Annotated in this window: 16 protein-coding genes and 1 pseudogene; 4 read left to right on the top strand and 13 right to left on the bottom strand. The window is 72.7% G+C overall.

Annotation, left to right across the window (positions count from 1 at the left end; genetic code table 11):
- Positions 1-27 precede the first annotated feature (27 nt).
- The 11 genes from ACFPFQ_RS03750 to ACFPFQ_RS03700 all read right to left on the bottom strand — a co-directional run bounded on the left by ACFPFQ_RS03750 (position 28) and on the right by ACFPFQ_RS03700 (position 11757).
- Complete coding sequence (locus tag ACFPFQ_RS03750; protein WP_379614764.1) at positions 28-2478, bottom strand: NADH-quinone oxidoreductase subunit G; 2451 nt, start codon at positions 2476-2478, stop codon at positions 28-30.
- Complete coding sequence (nuoF, locus tag ACFPFQ_RS03745; protein WP_379614762.1) at positions 2475-3803, bottom strand: NADH-quinone oxidoreductase subunit NuoF; 1329 nt, start codon at positions 3801-3803, stop codon at positions 2475-2477. Before nuoF ends, ACFPFQ_RS03750 begins: the two co-directional genes overlap by 4 nt.
- A gap of 8 nt (positions 3804-3811) precedes the next feature.
- Positions 3812-4612 (bottom strand): NADH-quinone oxidoreductase subunit NuoE, encoded by an 801-nt coding sequence (gene nuoE / locus ACFPFQ_RS03740; protein ID WP_379614760.1) that lies wholly within the window; start codon positions 4610-4612, stop codon positions 3812-3814.
- On the bottom strand, positions 4609-5940 hold the full coding sequence (locus ACFPFQ_RS03735) for an NADH-quinone oxidoreductase subunit D (protein WP_379614758.1): 1332 nt from the start codon (positions 5938-5940) through the stop codon (positions 4609-4611). Before ACFPFQ_RS03735 ends, nuoE begins: the two co-directional genes overlap by 4 nt.
- On the bottom strand, positions 5937-6749 hold the full coding sequence (locus tag ACFPFQ_RS03730) for an NADH-quinone oxidoreductase subunit C (RefSeq protein WP_379614756.1): 813 nt from the start codon (positions 6747-6749) through the stop codon (positions 5937-5939). The genes ACFPFQ_RS03735 and ACFPFQ_RS03730 overlap by 4 nt, the downstream gene beginning before the upstream one ends.
- 4 nt (positions 6750-6753) lie before the next feature.
- Positions 6754-7305: a NuoB/complex I 20 kDa subunit family protein gene (locus tag ACFPFQ_RS03725; protein WP_379614754.1), complete on the bottom strand. Its 552-nt coding sequence runs from the start codon at positions 7303-7305 to the stop codon at positions 6754-6756.
- A 1-nt stretch (position 7306) separates the two neighbouring features.
- Positions 7307-7672 (bottom strand): NADH-quinone oxidoreductase subunit A, encoded by a 366-nt coding sequence (locus ACFPFQ_RS03720; protein ID WP_379614752.1) that lies wholly within the window; start codon positions 7670-7672, stop codon positions 7307-7309.
- 355 nt (positions 7673-8027) lie between these two features.
- Positions 8028-8714, bottom strand: a complete 687-nt coding sequence (locus ACFPFQ_RS03715; protein ID WP_379614750.1) for a demethylmenaquinone methyltransferase — start codon at positions 8712-8714, stop codon at positions 8028-8030.
- A gap of 25 nt (positions 8715-8739) precedes the next feature.
- Positions 8740-9309: a hypothetical protein gene (locus tag ACFPFQ_RS03710; protein WP_379614748.1), complete on the bottom strand. Its 570-nt coding sequence runs from the start codon at positions 9307-9309 to the stop codon at positions 8740-8742.
- 179 nt (positions 9310-9488) lie between these two features.
- Positions 9489-10595, bottom strand: coding sequence for a glycosyltransferase (locus ACFPFQ_RS03705; RefSeq protein WP_379614746.1), 1107 nt, complete (start codon positions 10593-10595; stop codon positions 9489-9491).
- 4 nt (positions 10596-10599) lie between these two features.
- Complete coding sequence (locus ACFPFQ_RS03700) at positions 10600-11757, bottom strand: glycosyltransferase family 4 protein (protein WP_379614743.1); 1158 nt, start codon at positions 11755-11757, stop codon at positions 10600-10602.
- A gap of 176 nt (positions 11758-11933) precedes the next feature.
- On the opposite strand from ACFPFQ_RS03700, the gene ACFPFQ_RS03695 reads away from it, so the two are divergent.
- Both ACFPFQ_RS03695 and ACFPFQ_RS03690 read left to right on the top strand, forming a co-directional pair.
- Positions 11934-12761 (top strand): inositol monophosphatase family protein, encoded by an 828-nt coding sequence (locus ACFPFQ_RS03695; RefSeq protein ID WP_379614741.1) that lies wholly within the window; start codon positions 11934-11936, stop codon positions 12759-12761.
- 64 nt (positions 12762-12825) lie between these two features.
- Positions 12826-13674, top strand: coding sequence for a DMT family transporter (locus ACFPFQ_RS03690; RefSeq protein ID WP_379614739.1), 849 nt, complete (start codon positions 12826-12828; stop codon positions 13672-13674).
- Between the two features lie 33 nt (positions 13675-13707).
- Here the strand turns inward: ACFPFQ_RS03690 and ACFPFQ_RS03685 are convergent, their stop codons facing one another.
- Positions 13708-14184, bottom strand: a complete 477-nt coding sequence (locus tag ACFPFQ_RS03685; RefSeq protein ID WP_379614737.1) for a DUF3592 domain-containing protein — start codon at positions 14182-14184, stop codon at positions 13708-13710.
- Positions 14185-14278: 94 nt separating this feature from the next.
- On the opposite strand from ACFPFQ_RS03685, the gene ACFPFQ_RS03680 reads away from it, so the two are divergent.
- The gene (locus tag ACFPFQ_RS03680; RefSeq protein WP_379614735.1) at positions 14279-15535 is read left to right on the top strand and encodes an isochorismate synthase; all 1257 of its coding nucleotides are present in this window, start codon (positions 14279-14281) and stop codon (positions 15533-15535) included.
- A gap of 89 nt (positions 15536-15624) precedes the next feature.
- Here ACFPFQ_RS03680 and ACFPFQ_RS03675 read toward each other — a convergent pair.
- Positions 15625-16329, bottom strand: a pseudogene (locus ACFPFQ_RS03675) (DUF5937 family protein); the annotation flags it as partial.
- A gap of 253 nt (positions 16330-16582) precedes the next feature.
- Between ACFPFQ_RS03675 and ACFPFQ_RS03670 the strand changes: the two are divergent.
- Positions 16583-17398, top strand: coding sequence for an inositol monophosphatase family protein (locus ACFPFQ_RS03670; RefSeq protein ID WP_379614733.1), 816 nt, complete (start codon positions 16583-16585; stop codon positions 17396-17398).
- Positions 17399-17414 lie beyond the last annotated feature (16 nt).

Genomic DNA, 17414 nt, shown 5'->3' with positions numbered 1-17414 from the left:
CCTGTGCCAGAAATCCCTGGGCGATGTTCACGCCGTCACCCCCACGAGGTCGCCGTGACCGGCGCCGAGCACGCTGCGGACGCGGGATTCACCGGAGTTGCCCGGTAGCCACACCACGCCGTCCGGCAGGTCTGCGAAGGCCACCGGCAGCGTGATCGCGCCACGCTCGGTGCGCACCGTGGCCGGTGCCCCCTCGGTGAGGCCGAGCCGCTCGGCGGTCTCGCGGTTGAGCCGCGCCACCGCGGGCCGGGCCGTGCCCGCGAGTGCGGGCTCGTCCACGGCGAGCGAGGCGTGGTCGATGAGCTGGCGCCAGGTGGCGAGCACGGCCTGGCCGAAGCCGGGCCGCAGCGGCTCGGACGCGGTGCCCGTCGGCGCGGCGGGCGCCGCACCGGTGCGGGCGCCGAGCCGGTTCAGCTCGCCCGCGGCCGCGGCCGGGGTCTGCGTGAACAGGTCGACGTCCATCTCGACGGCCAGCGTGTCGAGCACCCGGCAGTCGGGCAGGACACCGCTGGCGTCGAGTGCGGGCCCGAACGCGCGGCGGCGGCCCTCCCAGTTGAGGTAGCTGCCGGAGCGCTGGGCGTCCGGGGCGACGGGGAGGACGACGTCGGCGAGCTCGGTGACCGCCGAGGTGTGCATCTCGAGGCTCACGAGGAAGCCGACCTCGCGCAGCCCGGCCAGAGCGGCGGCCGGATCGGCCAGGTCGCCGGGGTCGAGCCCGCCGACGACGAGCGCGGCGAGATCGCCGATGGCGGCCGCCGCGAGGATCTCGTCGGTGTCGCGGCCGGGTGTGGCGGGCAGCGTGCCGGCCGCCAGGCCCCAGGCCGACTCGACCTCGGCGCGAGCCGCGGCGTCGGTGACCGGGCGGCCACCGGGCAGCAGGGTGGGCACGGCGCCCGCATCGAGAGCACCGCGGTCACCGGCCCGGCGGGGGACCCAGCCGATGGTGGCACCGGTGCGGGCACCGAGTGCCGAGACCGCGGAGTACAGGCCGGGGACCTCGGCGGCGCGCTCGCCGACGAGGATCACCCCACCACCGGTGAGGGCCTCGATCACGTGCGCGGGCAGGTCGGCCAGCACGGCCGCCTCCGCACCCGGGACCGCCGGGATCAGGTTGTTCTTCGCCGCGGGCGAGGCGGCACCGGTGGCGGGCGAGGTGCGTGCGACGGCCGGGGTCGTCCACTGGCCGAGGTGGAACACCTTCTGGCCGTGCTTGCGGGCGGCCTTGCGCAGGCGCAGGAAGACGACGGGCGCCTCCTCCTCCGGCTCCAGCGCGACGCAGAGCACGGCGGGCGCGGCTTCGAGCCGCGTGTAGGACAGCGTCTCCGGACCCTGGCCGACCACGTTCGCGGCGAGGAAGTCGAGCTCCTCGTTCGAGTGCGGCCGCGCCCGGAAGTCGACGTCGTTGGTGCCGGCGGCGACGCGGGCGAACTTGCCGTACGCGTAGGCGTCCTCGACGGTGAGCCGGCCACCGGCGAGCACCCCGATGCCGCCCGCGCGGGCCGCGTTGAGCCCTTCCGCGGCAACGGTCAGTGCTTCGGTCCACGACGTCTCGGTGAGCACGCCGTCGGCGCCGCGGACCAGCGGGCGCGTGATGCGACCCGTCGACGTGAGGTACCGGAACGCGAACCGGCTCTTGTCGTCGATCCACTCCTCGTTGACCTCGGGGTCGTTGCCCGAGAGCCGGCGCAGCACCGTGCCGCGGCGGGTGTCGATGCGCAGTGCTGCACCGCTGGAGGAGTGCTCGTCGACGCCCATGGTGGAGACGAGGTCGAACGGGCGGGAGCGGAAGCGGTAGGCCGCGCTGGTGAGGGCGCCGACCGGGCAGATCTGGATCGTGTTGCCCGAGAAGTAGCTCTGGAACGGCTTGTCGTCGGCCACCCCGATCTGCTGGTCGACCCCGCGCTCGAGCAGCTCGATGAACGGGTCGCCCGCGATCTCCTCGGAGAACCGGGTGCAGCGCTGGCACAGCACGCAGCGCTCGCGGTCCAGCAGCACCTGCGTGGAGATCGGCAGCGGCTTCGGGAAGGTGCGCTTGGTCTCGATGAACCGGCTGTCGGTGCGCCCGCTCGTCATCGCCTGGTTCTGCAGGGGGCACTCGCCGCCCTTGTCGCAGATCGGGCAGTCCAGCGGGTGGTTGATGAGCAGCAGCTCCATCACGCCGGCCTGCGCCTTCTCGGCGACGGCTGACGAGTGCTGCGTCTTGACGACCATGCCGTCGGCCACCGTCATGGTGCAACTGGCCTGCGGCTTGGGCATCGGCCTGCCGCCCATCTCGACCTCGACGAGACACTGGCGACAGGCACCGGCGGGATCGAGCAGCGGGTGGTCGCAGAACCGCGGCACGATGATCCCGAGCCGCTCGCAGGTGCGGATCAGCAGCTCGCCCTTGGGGGCGTCGACCTCGATGCCGTCGATGGTGAGGCGGACGTTGCCCTCGGGTACGGGCCGCGTCTCGCTCTTCTCCGGGGAGAGGGTCATGCGGTGGCTCCGGTCAGCTCGGCCAGCTGCTCCGGTTGCTGAACCGCCGGCTGCTCGGCGATCAGGTCGAGGAACTCCTGGCGGAAGTACTGGATGGCGCTGGTGATCGGGCTGGTGGCGCCGTCACCGAGTGCGCAGAACGCACGGCCGAGGATGTTGTCGCAGATGTCGAGCATCGTCTCGACGTCGGCCTCGGTTCCCTCGCCGTGCACCATGCGCTCGAGGATCTGGACCAGCCAGTAGGTGCCCTCGCGGCACGGGGTGCACTTGCCGCACGACTCGTGCTTGTAGAACTCGGTCCACTTCATCACCGCCCACGGCACGGAGACGGTCTCGTTGAAGACCTGGACCGCGGTGGTGCCCAGCATCGACCCGGCGGCCGCCGCACCCTCGAAGTCCAGCGGGACGTCGAGGTGCTCCGCGGTGAACATCGGGGTGGACGAGCCGCCCGGCGTCCAGAACTTGAGCGGGATGCCGTCCTTCATGCCGCCGGCGAGCTCGAGCAGCTGCCGCAGCGTGATGCCCAGCGGGGCCTCGTACTGGCCCGGCTTCTCGACGTGGCCCGACACCGAGTAGATCTTCGGGCCGGGGCTCTTCTCGGAGCCCATCGAGCGGAACCAGTCGCTGCCGCCCTGCACGATCGCGGGAACCGAGGCGATCGTCTCCACGTTGTTGACGACAGTGGGCGAGGCGTAGAGCCCCGACGTTGCCGGGAACGGAGGCTTGAGGCGAGGTTGACCGCGACGACCCTCGAGCGAGTCGAGCAGTGCCGTCTCCTCGCCGCAGATGTAGGCGCCGGCACCGGCGTGCACCACGATGTCGAGGTCGAAGCCCGAGTCGAGGATGTTCTTGCCGAGGTAGCCCTTGGCGTAGGCCTCGTCGACGGCGTTGCGGACCCGGCGGATGCAGTGCAGCGCCTCGCCGCGGATGTAGACCGCGCAGAAGTTGGAGCGGATCGCGTAGCTGGTGATGATGCAGCCTTCGACCAGCGAGTGCGGGTCGGCCATCATCGTGGGGATGTCCTTGCAGGTGCCCGGCTCGCCCTCGTCGGCGTTGATCACCAGGTACTTGGGCAGCGCGCCGGGACCGGTGGGGCCCTGCGGGATGAAGCCCCACTTCATCCCGGTGGGGAAGCCCGCACCGCCACGACCGCGCAGGCCGGAGTCCTTCACCAGCTGGATCAGCTGGTCGGGCGCGGCCGCGAGCGCGGTGCGCAGCGCCTGGTAGCCCTCGAGCTGCTCGTAGGTCTCGATCGACCACGAGCGGGGGCTCTGCCAGCGGCGGGTGAGCACCGGTGTGAGCGGATCGGTCGTCGGGGAGGTCATCGGCTCGCTCACTTCTTCTCCGGGAGTGCCGGCATGGCGGGCGGCGTGTCGGGCATCGGCGGGGCGACCCAGCCGCGCTCGGCGGCCAGCTGGGCACCGCGGACGGTCTCCGGCGCCGTCGACGGGCCCTCCACGCTGCGCTCCAGGTCGGGGAAGATCCCGGCCAGCTCCAGCTCCACGGTGCGCAGGTCGGTGAGCGGAGCCCCACGCGTCGGCGCCGGCTTCTCGCCGCGCTGCAGGGCCTCGACCAGGGTCTCGGCCGACTCCACGGTCTGGTTGTCGTAGTACTCGTAGTTGACCTGCAGCACCGGCGCGAGATCGCAGGCCGCGAGGCACTCCGCGTGCTCGAGCGTGATCGAACCGGTGGTGCCGGGCTCGCCGGCGGTCTCCTCGTGGCCGATGCCGAGCTTGGCCTCGAGCCGCTGGTAGATGTCGTCGCCACCCAGCGCCGCGCACAGCGTGTTGGTGCAGACGCTCACCAGGTGCTCGCCGCACGGCGTGCGCTTGTACATCGTGTAGAACGTGGCGACGGCGGACACCTCCGCCGTGGAGAGCTCCAGCGCGTCGGCGCAGTAGCGGATGCCGTCCTGGCTGACGAAGCCCTCCACGGACTGCACCAGGTGCAGCAGCGGCAGCAGCGCCGAGCGGCTCTGCGGGTACCTGGAGATGATCTCCTTCGTGCGCTGCCGCGTGACCTCGTCGAACGTGGGCGAGACGATCGGCTGGTCGGCCGGTCGGTCCCACACCACCTCCTCGGGCGTGACCGGTGCCGGGCTGTTGGTCTCCGGCGTGCCTTCCGGCAGGGTCATCTGTCCACTCCCCCCATGACCGGGTCGATCGATGCGACGGCCGCGATGACGTCGGCGACCATGCCGCCCTCGCTCATCGCCGGCATCGTCTGCAGGTTCACGAAGCTGGGCTCCCGCACGTGGACCCGCACCGGGCGGGTGCCGCCGTCGGAGACCAGGTGGAAGCCGAGCTCGCCGCGCGGCGACTCGATCGCCGTGTACACCTGGCCCGCCGGCACGTGGAAGCCCTCGGTGACCAGCTTGAAGTGGTGGATCAGCGACTCCATCGACTGGCCCATGATCTTGCGGACGTGCTCGAGCGTGTTGCCCATGCCGTCGGAGCCGATCGAGAGCTGTGCGGGCCAGGCGACCTTGCGGTCGGCGACCATCACCGGGCCCGGCTCCATCTTGGCCGCGGCCTGCTCGATGATCTTGAGCGACTCGTGCATCTCGGCGACGCGCAGCCGGTACCGGGCGTAGCAGTCGCCCTCGGTGGCGACGGGCACGTCGAAGTCGTACTCCTCGTAGCCGCAGTACGGCTCGACCTTGCGCAGATCCCACGGCAACCCGGCCGCGCGCAGGATCGGGCCGGTGGCACCGAGCGCGAGGCAGCCGTCGACGGGCAGGTAGCCGACGTTCTCGAGGCGCTGGCGCCAGATCGGCTGGCCGGTGAGCAGCTTGTCGTACTGGGGCAGCCGCTCGCGCATGAGCGCGACGAACTCGGTGACCCGCTCGAGCCAGCCGTCGGGCATGTCCTGCGCAAGGCCTCCGGGGCGGACGAACGCGTGGTTCATGCGCAGCCCGGTGAGGAACTCCAGCAGGTGCAGCACCTCCTCGCGCTCGCGGAACCCGGCCGTCATGCCGGTGAGCGCGCCCAGCTCCATGCCGCCGGTGGCCAGGCACACCAGGTGCGAACCGATCCGGTTGATCTCCATCAGCATGACGCGGGCGACCGTGGCCCGGCGCGGCGCCTCGATGCCCAGCAGCTTCTCGATGGCCAGGCAGTAGCCGACCTCGTTGAAGATCGGGGCGAGGTAGTCCATGCGCGTGACGAACGTGACGCCCTGGGTCCAGGTGCGGTACTCGAGGTTCTTCTCGATGCCGGTGTGCAGGTACCCGATGACCGAGCGCGCCTGCTCGACCGTCTCGCCCTCGAGCTCGAGCACCAGTCGCAGCACGCCGTGCGTGGACGGGTGCTGCGGGCCCATGTTGATGACGATGCGGTCGTCGTGCTCGGAGTCGATCAGGGTGTCCCAGTCGCCACCGGACACGTTGTAGATCGTGCCCTCGGTGGTGAGACGCTCCTCGGCGTAGGCCGCGTCCGGGGTGGTGCCGGTTGTCTCGGTCACGTGTACGACCGCCTCTGGTCCGGCGGAGGAATCTCCGCGCCCTTGTACTCGACCGGGATGCCGCCGAGGGGGTAGTCCTTGCGCTGGGGGTGGCCCTCCCAGTCGTCCGGCATGAGGATCCGGGTGAGCGCGGGGTGCCCGTCGAAGATCACGCCGAACATGTCCCACGTCTCGCGCTCGTGCCAGTCGGCCGTGGGGTAGACCTCCACGACGCTGGGCAGGTGCGGGTCGTCGATGTCGAGGGTGACCTCGAGCCGGATCCGCCGCCGGTAGGTCATCGACAGCAGGTGGTAGACCACGTGCAGGCGCTGCGGGACGCCCTCGCCGTAGTCGACGCCCGAGACGCCCGAGCACAGCTCGAACCGCAGCGCCGGTTCGTCGCGCAGCGCGCGGCACATCTCCAGGATGCTCTCGCGCCGCACGTAGAACGTGATCTCGTCGCGGTCGATGGTGATCTGCTGCACGGATCCGCGCGGGACGCCGCGCTCGGCCAGCACATCGGCGAACTCGTCGGCGAACTCGTCGAACCAGCCGCCGAAGGGGCGCTCGGCGGGCGCGGGCACGTGGCCGGGCAGGCGCAGCCCGCCGAAGCCGGACGTGTCGCCGGAGCCGGAGACCCCGAACATGCCGGAGCGCTCGCGCGAGGGCGCCACCGGTTGGCGGGTGCCGCCCTCGGTGACCGCCGCCTGCTCGACCTGACCCGACTCGGGGGTCTCGCCGCCCGCGGCGCTGTGGAGGGCGGCGTCGCCGCCACCGCGCTCTGCGGAGGACTGCGCGTCGCCGGTGGCCGGCTTGTCTTCGTCGCTCATCGCGTCACTTCTTCTTCGCGTACTTGACGGACGACGGGATCATCGGGGTCTTGTACCCGGACTCGGCCAGCGCCGCGGCCCGCTTGGCCCCCAGCGGCTCGTCCATGATCTTCGCGTGGATCTTGAGGATGGCGTCCATGAGCATCTCCGGGCGGGGCGGGCAGCCCGGGAGGTACATGTCGACGGGCACGACGTGGTCGACGCCCTGCACCACCGCGTAGTTGTTGAACATGCCGCCCGACGAGGCGCAGACGCCCATGGCGAGCACCCAGCGGGGCTCGGGCATCTGGTCGTAGATCTGGCGCAGCACCGGGGCCATCTTGTTGCTGACCCGGCCGGCGACGATCATGAGGTCGGCCTGGCGCGGCGATGCGCGGAAGACCTCCATGCCGAACCGGGCGAGGTCGTAGCGCGGCGCGCCGGTGGTCATCATCTCGATCGCGCAGCAGGCCAACCCGAAGGTGGCGGGCCACAGCGAGGACTTGCGGGTCCAGTTGACCAGCTTCTCGACGCTGGTCAGCAGTACGCCGTTGGGCAGATGTTCTTCGAGACCCATGTCAGTTCCAATCCAGCCCGCCGCGCCGCCACACGTACGCGTACGCGAAGCCGACGGTGACGATGAACAGCACGATCTCCACCAGCCCGAACACACCCAGCGCATCGGCGCTGACCGCGAACGGGTAGAGGAAGACCATCTCGATGTCGAACAGGATGAACAGCATCGCGGTGAGGTAGTAGGCGACCGGCATGCGGCCACCACCCACCACCGGCTGCGGCGACGGTTCGATGCCGCACTCGTAGGCGTCGAGCTTCGCCCGGTTGTAGCGGCGCGGGCCGACGTAGGGCGCGACGGTCACGGAGCCCAGCGCGAACGCACCGGCCAGCGCGAACAGCAGCACCAGCGGCAGATAAGGATCGAGCATCCGTGCATCCTCGTCGTCAGTGATCGATACCGTCTTGACCGAAACAGCCTGCTCGATCAGCGTCTGGCTTTCTGATCGATTCCGGCCGCGACACTAAGTCCGCTCGTGACGGCGGCCGGAGTCAGGCATGCCTAACTTCTCGGCGGAGGACCTGGTGGGGCCTCCGGGGAAGCGGAAGGACCGGCCCGGACGCCACTGCCATCGGCGTCGGGTCGCTCGCCACGAGTGGTGGATGCGGGCGCGACCATGTGGCTCCTTGTGAATAGATTCACGAAGTCACGTTGAGTCTAAGCCGACCGGTCCAGGACCGCGTCGCGCGGTGGGGTGGGCCGGCGGGTGAGGTCGATCCGACGGGCTACGGGCGGCGGGCCCGGTGCAGTGCCACGGCACCGTTGACGAGATCGCGCCAGGCCACATCGGTCCAGCCGGCCTGCTCGATGCGGGCGGCCAGCTCCGGCTGCGGGCTCCAGGCCCGGATCGACTCGCCCAGGTAGCTGTACGCGGCCGGGTTGCTCGAGACGCGCTCGGCGATCGCCGGCAGGATCCGCTCCAGCCCCAGGTAGTAGGCGGCGCGGAAGGGCGCGAGGTTGGGCCGGCTGAACTCGCAGATGACCAGCCGGCCGCCGGGCCGCGTCACGCGGGCGAGCTCGGCGAGCGCCATGTCGGTGTCGGAGACGTTGCGCAGCCCGAACGAGATCGTGACCGCGTCGAAGACGCCGTCGGCGAAGGGCAGGTGCAGCGCGTCGGCCGCGGCCTTGGGCACGTCGCGGTGGGCGCCGGCACGCAGCATGCCCAGCGAGAAGTCGGCGGCGACGCACCAGGCGCCGGAGCGGCCCAGCTCCACCGTGGAGACGGCGGTGCCGGCCGCGAGGTCGAGCACCCGCTCGCCGGGGCGCAGCGCCAGCGCCTCGCGGGTGAGCCGCCGCCAGCGCCGATCCTGCCCGGCGGTGAGCACGGTGTTGGTGACGTCGTAGCGCCGCGCGACACCGTCGAACATCGCGGCGACGTCGCGGGGGTCCTTGTCCAGGTCGGCGCGGGTCACGCCGTCAACCCTACGGGCGCGGCGATCAGCCCTCGTCCAGCGCCTCGTCGAGGCCCTGGAGGTACACCTGCCGGGTGCGCTCCGCGATCTCGTCCCATTCGGCCGCAGGCAGGCTCGACGGCCCGGCGCCGCCGAGGAACGCACCCATGCCGTGCAGGTTGATCCAGCGCTGGTCGTAGTCGTGCGGCGTCGCGCGGTCCCAGTCGATCACCCGCTCCACCGTGTCGCGCAGGAGACCCTGCTCGGCGAACGCGTACGGGTTGATCTCCGCGCCGTGCCGCACGCTCAGCAGGCCCACCGCTTCGGCCGCCGTCTCGTCCGCACAGCGGTTGGCGTCGAACCGGGCGCGCAGCTGGGCCGCGTAGAACCAGAACGCGCCCTCGGCGCGGCGGCCCCGCTCGAACAGCGTGGACCCGAGCTCGAACAGCACCGGCGGGATGCAGCGCTGCGGGGCGGCGAGCACGGCGGCGACGGCCTCGTCGACGCCTGCCGGGTCCTGCAGCCCGCGGATCAGGGCGATCTGGGCATCGAGGTCGACGGCGCCGAGCTCGCCGGCCGGGGTGACGACGATGCGGTGACCGAGTGGCTCATCCATGGGGACAGCCTGGACCAGGCCCGGCACCCGGCACATCCGCGCAACTACGGAGGGCTCCGGACGGGCCCTGCCACATCGCAGCATGGTGGCCATCCTGCGATCCAACGCTGGGATGGCCACCATGCTGCGGTCCCGGTCCCCGCCCCGGCCCGGCGGGCGTCAGCTCGGCCTTCTCAGCGTCAGTTCGGGCTCAACGTCGCCAGCATCGCCGTCACGGACTCGGGCCAGCCGAACCGCTCGGCGCGGCGCCGGGCCGCCGCCCGGCGCCGTCCCTCGTCGGCCGCCAGCAGTGTCTCGACGCCCGCCGCGAACGCCGCGGCGCTGTCCGCCGCGGCCGCACCGGAGCCCCCGACGATCTCCGGTAGCGCCGAGGACCTCGACACCACCACCGGCGTGCCGCTGGCCAGCGCCTCCAGCGCCGAGAGCCCGAACGTCTCGTGCGGGCCGGGTGCGATCGAGACGTCGGCCGCGGCCAGCAGCCGCGCCAGCCGCTGCCGCTCGGGGACGAAACCCAAGAACGTGACCGGCAGCCCGGCCGCCCGCCGCTGCAGAGCGGGACGCCGCGGTCCGTCGCCCGCCACCACCAGGTGCACGCGGTGCCCGGCCGCCCGCAGCGCCGCGACGGTGTCGATGCTGCGCTCGGGATGCTTCTCCGGGGACAGCCGCCCGCAGTGCACGAGCAGCACGTCGGCACCCACCGCCAGTTGCGAGCGCAGCTCGGCGTCCCGCTTGCCCGGCGAGAACGTCGCGAGGTCCACACCGAGTGGCACCTGTGCCACGTTCGGTGCGCCGATCCGGTCGAACTCCTCCCGAGCGAAGGAGGTGGTGCACACGACCGTGTCGTAGGCGGCCGCCATCCGGGTGTTGGCGGCGTCGGCCGCGCGCCGTGCCACCGGCTCCGGCAGCAGGAACTGGGTCAGCAGCCGGTCGAGGCGCTCGTGGGAGATCACGATGCTGGGCACGCCACGGCGGTGCGCCCAGGTGCCGAGGCCACGCAGCGTCAGCCGGTCCGACACCTCGATCGCGTCCGGGCGCAGCCGCTCGAGCACCCGCTGCACCCGCCACGGGTCGACCATCCGGTAGCCGCCGGTGCCGGGCAGTCGCGGCGCGGCGACGGTGATCCGTCGCAGGCCGGACGGGAGCAGCTCGTCGGCGCCGTCCCGACCCGGCACCACGAGCACCACCTCGTGGCCGCGCGCGGTGTACCCGGCACCGAGGTGGTGCAGCGCGGTGCGCAGCCCGCCGGAGCGGGGGCCGTAGAAGTTGGCGAGCGAGACGATCCGCACCGGGTCAGGCGGCCGGGGCGGCCGCCTGCGTGCCGATCACCTCGGCGTAGTGGGCGAGCAGCTCGTCGCACACCGTCGACCAGGTCCGCCGCAGCACCGACCGGCGCGCGGCCGCCCCGAACCGGGCCCGCAGCGGCCCGTCGGTCAGCGCGAGCACCGCCGCGCGCAGCTGCGCGTCGGCCGCGTCCGCCGCCGGGTCACCGGCGACCGTGCCGTCCGGTCGCGGCGGCACCAGGTACCCGGTGCAGCCCGGGAGCACCAGGTCGCGCGGGCCACCTGCGTCGGGAGCCACCACCGGCAACCCGGACGCCAGCGCCTCCTGCACGGCCTGGCAGAACGTCTCCGACGGGCCGGTGTGCACGAACACGTCGAGGGACGCGTAGATCCGGGCCAGCTCGTCGCCGCCACGGAAGCCGAGGAAGGCCGCATCCGGCAGTGCGGAGCGCAGCCGGTCCGCGCTGGGCCCGTCCCCCACCACCACCAGCCGGGTGCCCGGCAGCCCGGCCAGCGCCGCGAGCCGCTCCACCTGCTTCTCCGGTGCGAGCCTGCCCACGTAGCCGATGAGCAGCTCGCCCCGCGGCGCCAGCTCGGCGCGCAGTGCCGCGTCCCGCTTCGACGGGGTGAACCGGCTCGTGTCGACCCCGCGCGCCCACTGGTGCACCCGCGGGACGCCCCGCTCGCGCAGCGCCGCGGTCGCCCAGCTCGACGGCGCGAGCGTGCGGTCGGCCTGCCCGTGCAGGCGACAGGTCCACCGCCACGCCGCCCGCGCGGTCAGCCCCAGCCCGTAGGACGACGCGAAGCCGGCGACGTCGGTCTGGTAGATCGCGACGGTCGGGATCCCGAGCCGCCGCGCCGCCGCCAGCCCGCGGTACCCGACCACGAACGGCGCCGCGAGGTGCACGACATCGGGACGGAAGTCGCGCAGCGCCGTCAGTATCCGGCGGCTGGGCACTCCCACCGGCATCGACGACACCACCGGCAGGTCGACCGCCGGGATGCGGACGACCGGGGCGCCGCAGTAGTCGGTGGGCCCGTCGAGCCCCGGCGCGATCACGAGTACCTGGTGCCCGGCGGTCGTCAGATGTTCGACGACCCTGAGCACCGAGTTCGTGACGCCGTTGACCACGGGAAGGAAGCACTCGGAGACGATCGCGACTCGCACGCAAGGACGGTCCCCCAGCCGCCGTCCGACGGGCCGTCGCCCGCCTGACCGGGTGCCGAACATGCGGCCAACAGCGGGTGCCACGGCCCGGCGACCAGCACAGTTGGCCCGGTGATCCACCTCTCGTCATCTCGGGGTCGCACCCGCGACACCGGCCCCGTCGACCCTCGGGCCACATGACGGTCCAGCAGCATCCGAGCGCGCCCACCACTGCGCCCCCGGTGGAGCCCGGCCTGCTGTCTCGGGCGCTCGAGGTGGCCGGGCGGCTCGCGAACGACGCCGCCGAGGTCATCACCGCGACGGCAGGGCGCGACCACCAGGCCGGTGCCGCGCACAAGGCCAACCCGTTCGACTGGGTCACCGACACCGACCGGACGCTGGAACGGCACACCCGCCGGGTACTCGCCGCCGAGTTCCCCGGCATGCCGGTGGTGGGCGAGGAGTACGGGGCCGACGCAGGCGCGGACGTCGCGCCCTACCGCTGGGTCGTCGATCCCGTCGACGGCACGGCGAACTACGTGGCCGGCTTCCCGTGGTGCGCCTACAGCCTCGCGCTGGTGGACGCGTCCGGTCCGGTGGTCGGGGTGATCGCCGACCCGAGTCGCGCGCAGATCTACGCCGCCGCGCGCGGGCGCGGGGTGCGGGCGAACGGCGTCCCGGTGCGGGTCACGCCCCGCGGTCCGGCGGGCGGTCTGATCTGCAGCGAGCTCTCGACGGCGCGCGGGCCCGGCTTCACGCGCCACGCCACCGCGGCGCACACCGGGGTGCGCGTGCTCGGCTCGGCAGCGCTCGCGATCACCCAGGTCGCGCTGGGGCACGCGGTGGCGGCGGTGCTCGACAGCTATCGCGAGTGGGACGTCGCGGGTGCCGTGTGCCTGGCGACGGAGGCCGGTGCGCTCGTCGTCGACGGGGCCGGACGGCCCGACCCGCTGCCCGCCGACGTGCTGATCGTCGCAGTGCCGGGGTCGCTGGACGAGGTGCTGCGGTGGTGGCGGGCGGGTTAGGGTCGTTGCCATAGCTACGACACAGACCTCCTCGATCGCGGTACGTGCGACGCCGTGGCTCTTCGTGGTCATCTGGGCGTCGGGGTTCGTCGTCGCCAAGTACGCGGCGCCGTACGCGGAACCGTTGACGTTCCTGCTGGTCCGCTACGCCTGTGTCGTCGCGTTCATGCTGGTGCTCGCGCTGGCGGCACGGGCGGTGTGGCCGCGGGGACGCGCGCTGCTGCACCTCGCGGTCGCCGGCGTCGGCATCCAGGCCGGCTACCTCGGCGGGGTCTGGACGGCCGTGGCGCTGGGCATGCCCGCCGGTGTCACGGCGCTGGTGGTGAACCTGCAGCCGGTGCTGACGGCCGTGTTCGCCGCACTGATCGGCGAGCGGCTTGGCCGGCTGCAGACCGCGGGGCTGCTGCTCGGGTTCGCCGGGGTCGTGCTGGTGGTGTCGAGCAAGCTGACGACCCAGGGCATCACCGCCTTGACGCTCGGGCTGACCGCCATGTCGCTGCTGTCGATCACGCTGGGCACGCTCTACCAGAAGCACTTCTGCCCGCAGTTCGACCTGCGCACCGGTCAGGTCGTGCAGTTCAGCGCGTCGATCCTCGTGACGCTGCCGTTCGCGTTCGCGTTCGAGTCGTTCCGGTTCGAGTGGTCACCGCAGCTGGTCGGGGCGCTGGCCTGGTCGGTTCTGGTGCTCACCGGCGGCGGGATCTCGCTGCTGTTCGTGATGCTGCGCCGCGGCGCGGCCGCCCAGGTCACGAGCTACTTCTACCTGGTGCCGGGGATCACGGCGCTGATGGCGCTGGTGATGTTCGGGGAGACGCTGGGCCCGCTCGCGATCGCGGGGATGGTGGTGGCGGTGCTGGGCGTCGCGCTGGCGACGCGCAACTCCGGCGGGCGCGAGGAGCCTGGCAGCGCCTGAGGTGGCGGCCACCCGGGATCGGCCCGGCCGACCTCAGCCCAGGGCCGCTGACCGCCGGCGCCGCAGCCACAGGGCGAGCGGGCCGAGCACCACCCAGGTGCCGAGCACGCCGAGCCCGAGCGGCAGCACACCTTCGAGCGCGCTGCGCCCGGCCACCCGCACGATGTCGGGATCGGCTGCGTCGTACTCGACGGTGATGACCTGGCCCGGTTCGAGCCCGCGGGGGTAGAACACGCCGAGCTCCGGCACCCGCGTCTCTCCATCGGGAAGGGTGAACTGCACGAGCGTGCGGGCGAACGTGGATCCGTCCAGCACCTGTGCCGGCGCCTCGGCCCGGTTGCCCGAGATCGTGACGTCGTCGACGACCGCACCGGCCAGCGCGAACACCGCCAGGGCCGTGACCAGCACCGCGAGCCCGACGAGGATCTCCGGCAGCGTGCGCTTGATCGCGGCGGCAGGCGGGCGCACCAGCACCGCCAGCTCGTCGATGGCGCGGGTGCCGGTGCTCACAGCACGCCATCCTAGGGCTGCCCGCGACGGAGTGTGGCCAGCACCTCCCGGCCCGGGCGCGCACGACGCGCTCCGGACTTCTACCCTCGGAACGGTGACGATCGCCCCACTACCTACCGGGTTGGGCGTGCGAACCAGGCTCGTCGACGACCCGGGCCGGCTGATGGACCTGCTGCCGGATGACCGCAACCCGCTCTGCTGGGTGCGCGGCGACGACGGCATCGTCGGCTGGGGCGAGGTGGCCCGCTTCACCGCCATCGGCCCCGAACGCTTCGCCGAGGCCGACCGATGGTGGCAGGGCTTCGTCGATCGGCTCGACGTGCGAGGCGCCGACGGCACCGCCGGTACCGGTCCCGTCGCGTTCGCGAGCTTCACCTTCGCCGACGACTCCCCCGGGTCGGTCCTCGTCGTCCCGCGGGTGCTCGTCGGTCGCCGCGACGGTCAGGCGTGGGTCACCGAGTTCACCCGTGGTGAGGCCGCCACCGCCCTGCACGCCGTCACCCCGGTCCGGCCCAGCGGCACCCTGCGCTACGCCGACGGCCACCTGCCCGTCGATCGCTACCGCAGCGCCGTCGCGGAGGCCGTGCGCCGCATGCGGGCAGGCGAGCTGGACAAGGCGGCGCTGGCCCATGATCTGCTCGCCGTCGGCGAGACCCCGCTCGACGGGCGTTTCCTGCTCGCGGGACTCGCCCGGCGCTACCCCACCTGCTGGTCCTACGCCGTCGACGGGCTGGTCGGTGCCACGCCCGAGCTGCTGATCCGGCGCACCGACGGAGCCGTCGAGGCGCGCGTGCTCGCCGGCACCATCTGGCCGGGTGAGGGGGGCAGCAGCGACGACGCGAGCCTCGCCCGCCAGCTGCTCGGCTCCACGAAGGACCGCCACGAGCACACGCTCGCCGTCGACTCCCTCTCCGATGCGCTGCGCCCGCTCTGCGAGCAGCTGCACGTGCCGGCGGTGCCGTCGGTGATCGCGCTGCACAACGTGTCGCACCTGTCCAGCGACGTGCACGGCACGCTGCCCACCACCGAGCCGGCCTCCCTGCTGCAGCTCGCGGCGGCCGTCCACCCCACCGCCGCGGTCGGCGGCACGCCGCGCAAGGCCGCCGTCGCGCTGATCGCCGAGCTCGAGGGGATGGACCGCGGGCGCTACGCCGGTCCGGTCGGCTGGGTCGACGCCGACGGTGACGGTGAGCTGGGTGTCGCGTTGCGGTGCGCGCAGCTCGAGGGCACGGTGGCGCGGCTGTTCGCGGGCTGCGGCGTGGTGGCCGACTCCGATCCCGACACCGAGGTCCGCGAGGCCGCCGCCAAGCTCGTCGCCGTCCGCGATGCGCTGGAGGAGGGCGAGAGCTGACGCCCGCCCGACGTCGCCCCGACGAGCGCGTCCCCGATCGCGGTGCGGGTGTAGCGCACGTCACGACCGTAGCGGTGTGAGGTGAGCAGGCCACCGGCGCGCAGCGCGCGCAGGTGCTGGTTCACCGCCGAGGTCGTGACGCCCGTGCGCCGGGCCAGCTGCGTCGACGACACCGGCTCGTCGAGACCGGTCAGCAACGCGGCCCGGACGCGACCGAGCACCCCGGCCAGTGCGCCCGACGGCCGCGGCAACGGGTGCTCCCACAGCGTCGCGACGCCGCGCGCGGCGTAGAGGAGCAGCGGCGGAGCATCCGGCTCGGTAGGGACCGCGGTCCCGCGGATGAACAGGCTCGGCACCAGCGTCAGCGCTGCTCCACAGGTCTCGACCCGGCGCGGTGCCGCGCCGTCGATGCGCACGCTGATGACGGGACTGTCGAAGCCGACCCGATCGGAGATCTCCGCGAGCATCGCCCCGATGCCCGACTGGGTCATGACGCGCCCGCGGTGCATCACGTCGGCATCGAGCAAGGCGCGGACGCGGTCCCAGTCGGCGGCGAACGCGTGGGTCCAGTAGCCCTCCAGCGCGTCGGCGATGCGCGCGAGCAGGCCGTCGGGTGGGCCACCGAGCTCGCGGGGCGGGTCGGTGTGGATGGCAGCGATGTCGCGCCGCACGGTCTCGGGAGGTGTGCGGCGCAACGCGGCCAGCTCGTCCTCGATCCGGGCGGTGGACGTCGCGGGCCGCGGGCTGAGGAAGTCCGGCGTCCAGCCGCGGGCGTTGGTCAGCGCCAGCAGCATCGACACGTCCAGCCGGTCGTACACGGCGAGGACCCGCTGCACCCAGGGCTGGTGGTGCGGCTGGCGCTGCGGGGCGCGCAGCACCCGCAGGCTCAACGTCAGCTCGTTGAGCGGTGACACCGCGAAGCGGACCTGGCTGAGATCGGGTTCGCTCAGCACGAATTCGATCATGTAGCACAACGCTACATCAATGCCGGCTCGCTGCGGAGTGACCGACCGTGGGTCGTCCATCCGGACCGACAACGGGAGCGCCATGATCACCACCGCCGAGCCACTCTCCCTCAGCGACCTGCAGCTGGTCGTGCGGATGGCACAGGCGGCCGGCACACTGGCTGCACGGTCCTTCGAGCACGCCGAGGCCGAGGTCCACCACAAGGCCGACGGCAGCCCGGTGACCCCCACCGACCTGGCGATCGAGGACCTGCTGCGGCGGCGGATCGCCCGCCACTTCCCCGGCGACGCGGTGCGGGGCGAGGAGCGTCCGCCCACCGCCGGAACCTCGGGGCGACGCTGGGTGCTCGACCCGATCGGTGGCACCGCGGACTTCGTCGGACGGGTCCCGCTGTTCTCGATCGACCTGGCGATGGAGGACGTCGACGGCCCCGCGATCGCCGTGTCCAACCTCCCGATGAGCCGCACGGTGCTCGCCGGCGGCCGGGGACTGGGCACGTGGATCCTGCGCGGGGACGGCGTCGGATGGGCGGCGACGACGCGGGCCCGCGTCGACGACCGCAGCGAGATCCTCGGCGCCACCGTCTGCGCCCACAACATCGACGGCTGGTCGCCGGAGCTGCTGAGCACGCTGCACGGCCGGTGCCGGCTGCGCGACGGCGTCCAGTCCGTGCTCCGGTTGGTCACCGGGCGGGCGAGTGCCGTCGTGGTCGCCGGTGGCGCCATGGCCTACGAGGACCTGGCCTGCCTGCCCGTGCTCGTGCAGGAGGCGGGCGGTCGGGTCACCGATCTGTCCGGGACGGACGTCCTGCACGGCGACGGCAGCGTGCTGGCCACCAACGGCCTGCTGCACGAGGCCTTCCTCGACCTGGTGCGCGACCTGCCGAGAGGCCGGTGATCGATGCGCCGCCGCC

This window comes from Pseudonocardia sp. GCM10023141, assembly GCF_042653605.1.
The sequence above is the reverse complement of the archived record's forward strand: the minus strand, read 5'-3'. Positions and strand labels throughout refer to the sequence as shown.

What these genes read in the sequence shown, in the direction of transcription:
- ACFPFQ_RS03750 (WP_379614764.1), bottom strand. Translation starts at nt 2,478, where the DNA reads ATGACCCTCTCCCCGGAGAAGAGCGAGACGCGGCCCGTACCCGAGGGC.
- nuoF (WP_379614762.1), bottom strand. Translation starts at nt 3,803, where the DNA reads ATGACCTCCCCGACGACCGATCCGCTCACACCGGTGCTCACCCGCCGC.
- nuoE (WP_379614760.1), bottom strand. Translation starts at nt 4,612, where the DNA reads ATGACCCTGCCGGAAGGCACGCCGGAGACCAACAGCCCGGCACCGGTC.
- ACFPFQ_RS03730 (WP_379614756.1), bottom strand. Translation starts at nt 6,749, where the DNA reads ATGAGCGACGAAGACAAGCCGGCCACCGGCGACGCGCAGTCCTCCGCA.
- ACFPFQ_RS03725 (WP_379614754.1), bottom strand. Translation starts at nt 7,305, where the DNA reads ATGGGTCTCGAAGAACATCTGCCCAACGGCGTACTGCTGACCAGCGTC.
- ACFPFQ_RS03720 (WP_379614752.1), bottom strand. Translation starts at nt 7,672, where the DNA reads ATGCTCGATCCTTATCTGCCGCTGGTGCTGCTGTTCGCGCTGGCCGGT.
- ACFPFQ_RS03710 (WP_379614748.1), bottom strand. Translation starts at nt 9,309, where the DNA reads ATGGATGAGCCACTCGGTCACCGCATCGTCGTCACCCCGGCCGGCGAG.
- ACFPFQ_RS03695 (WP_379614741.1), top strand. Translation starts at nt 11,934, where the DNA reads ATGACGGTCCAGCAGCATCCGAGCGCGCCCACCACTGCGCCCCCGGTG.
- ACFPFQ_RS03670 (WP_379614733.1), top strand. Translation starts at nt 16,583, where the DNA reads ATGATCACCACCGCCGAGCCACTCTCCCTCAGCGACCTGCAGCTGGTC.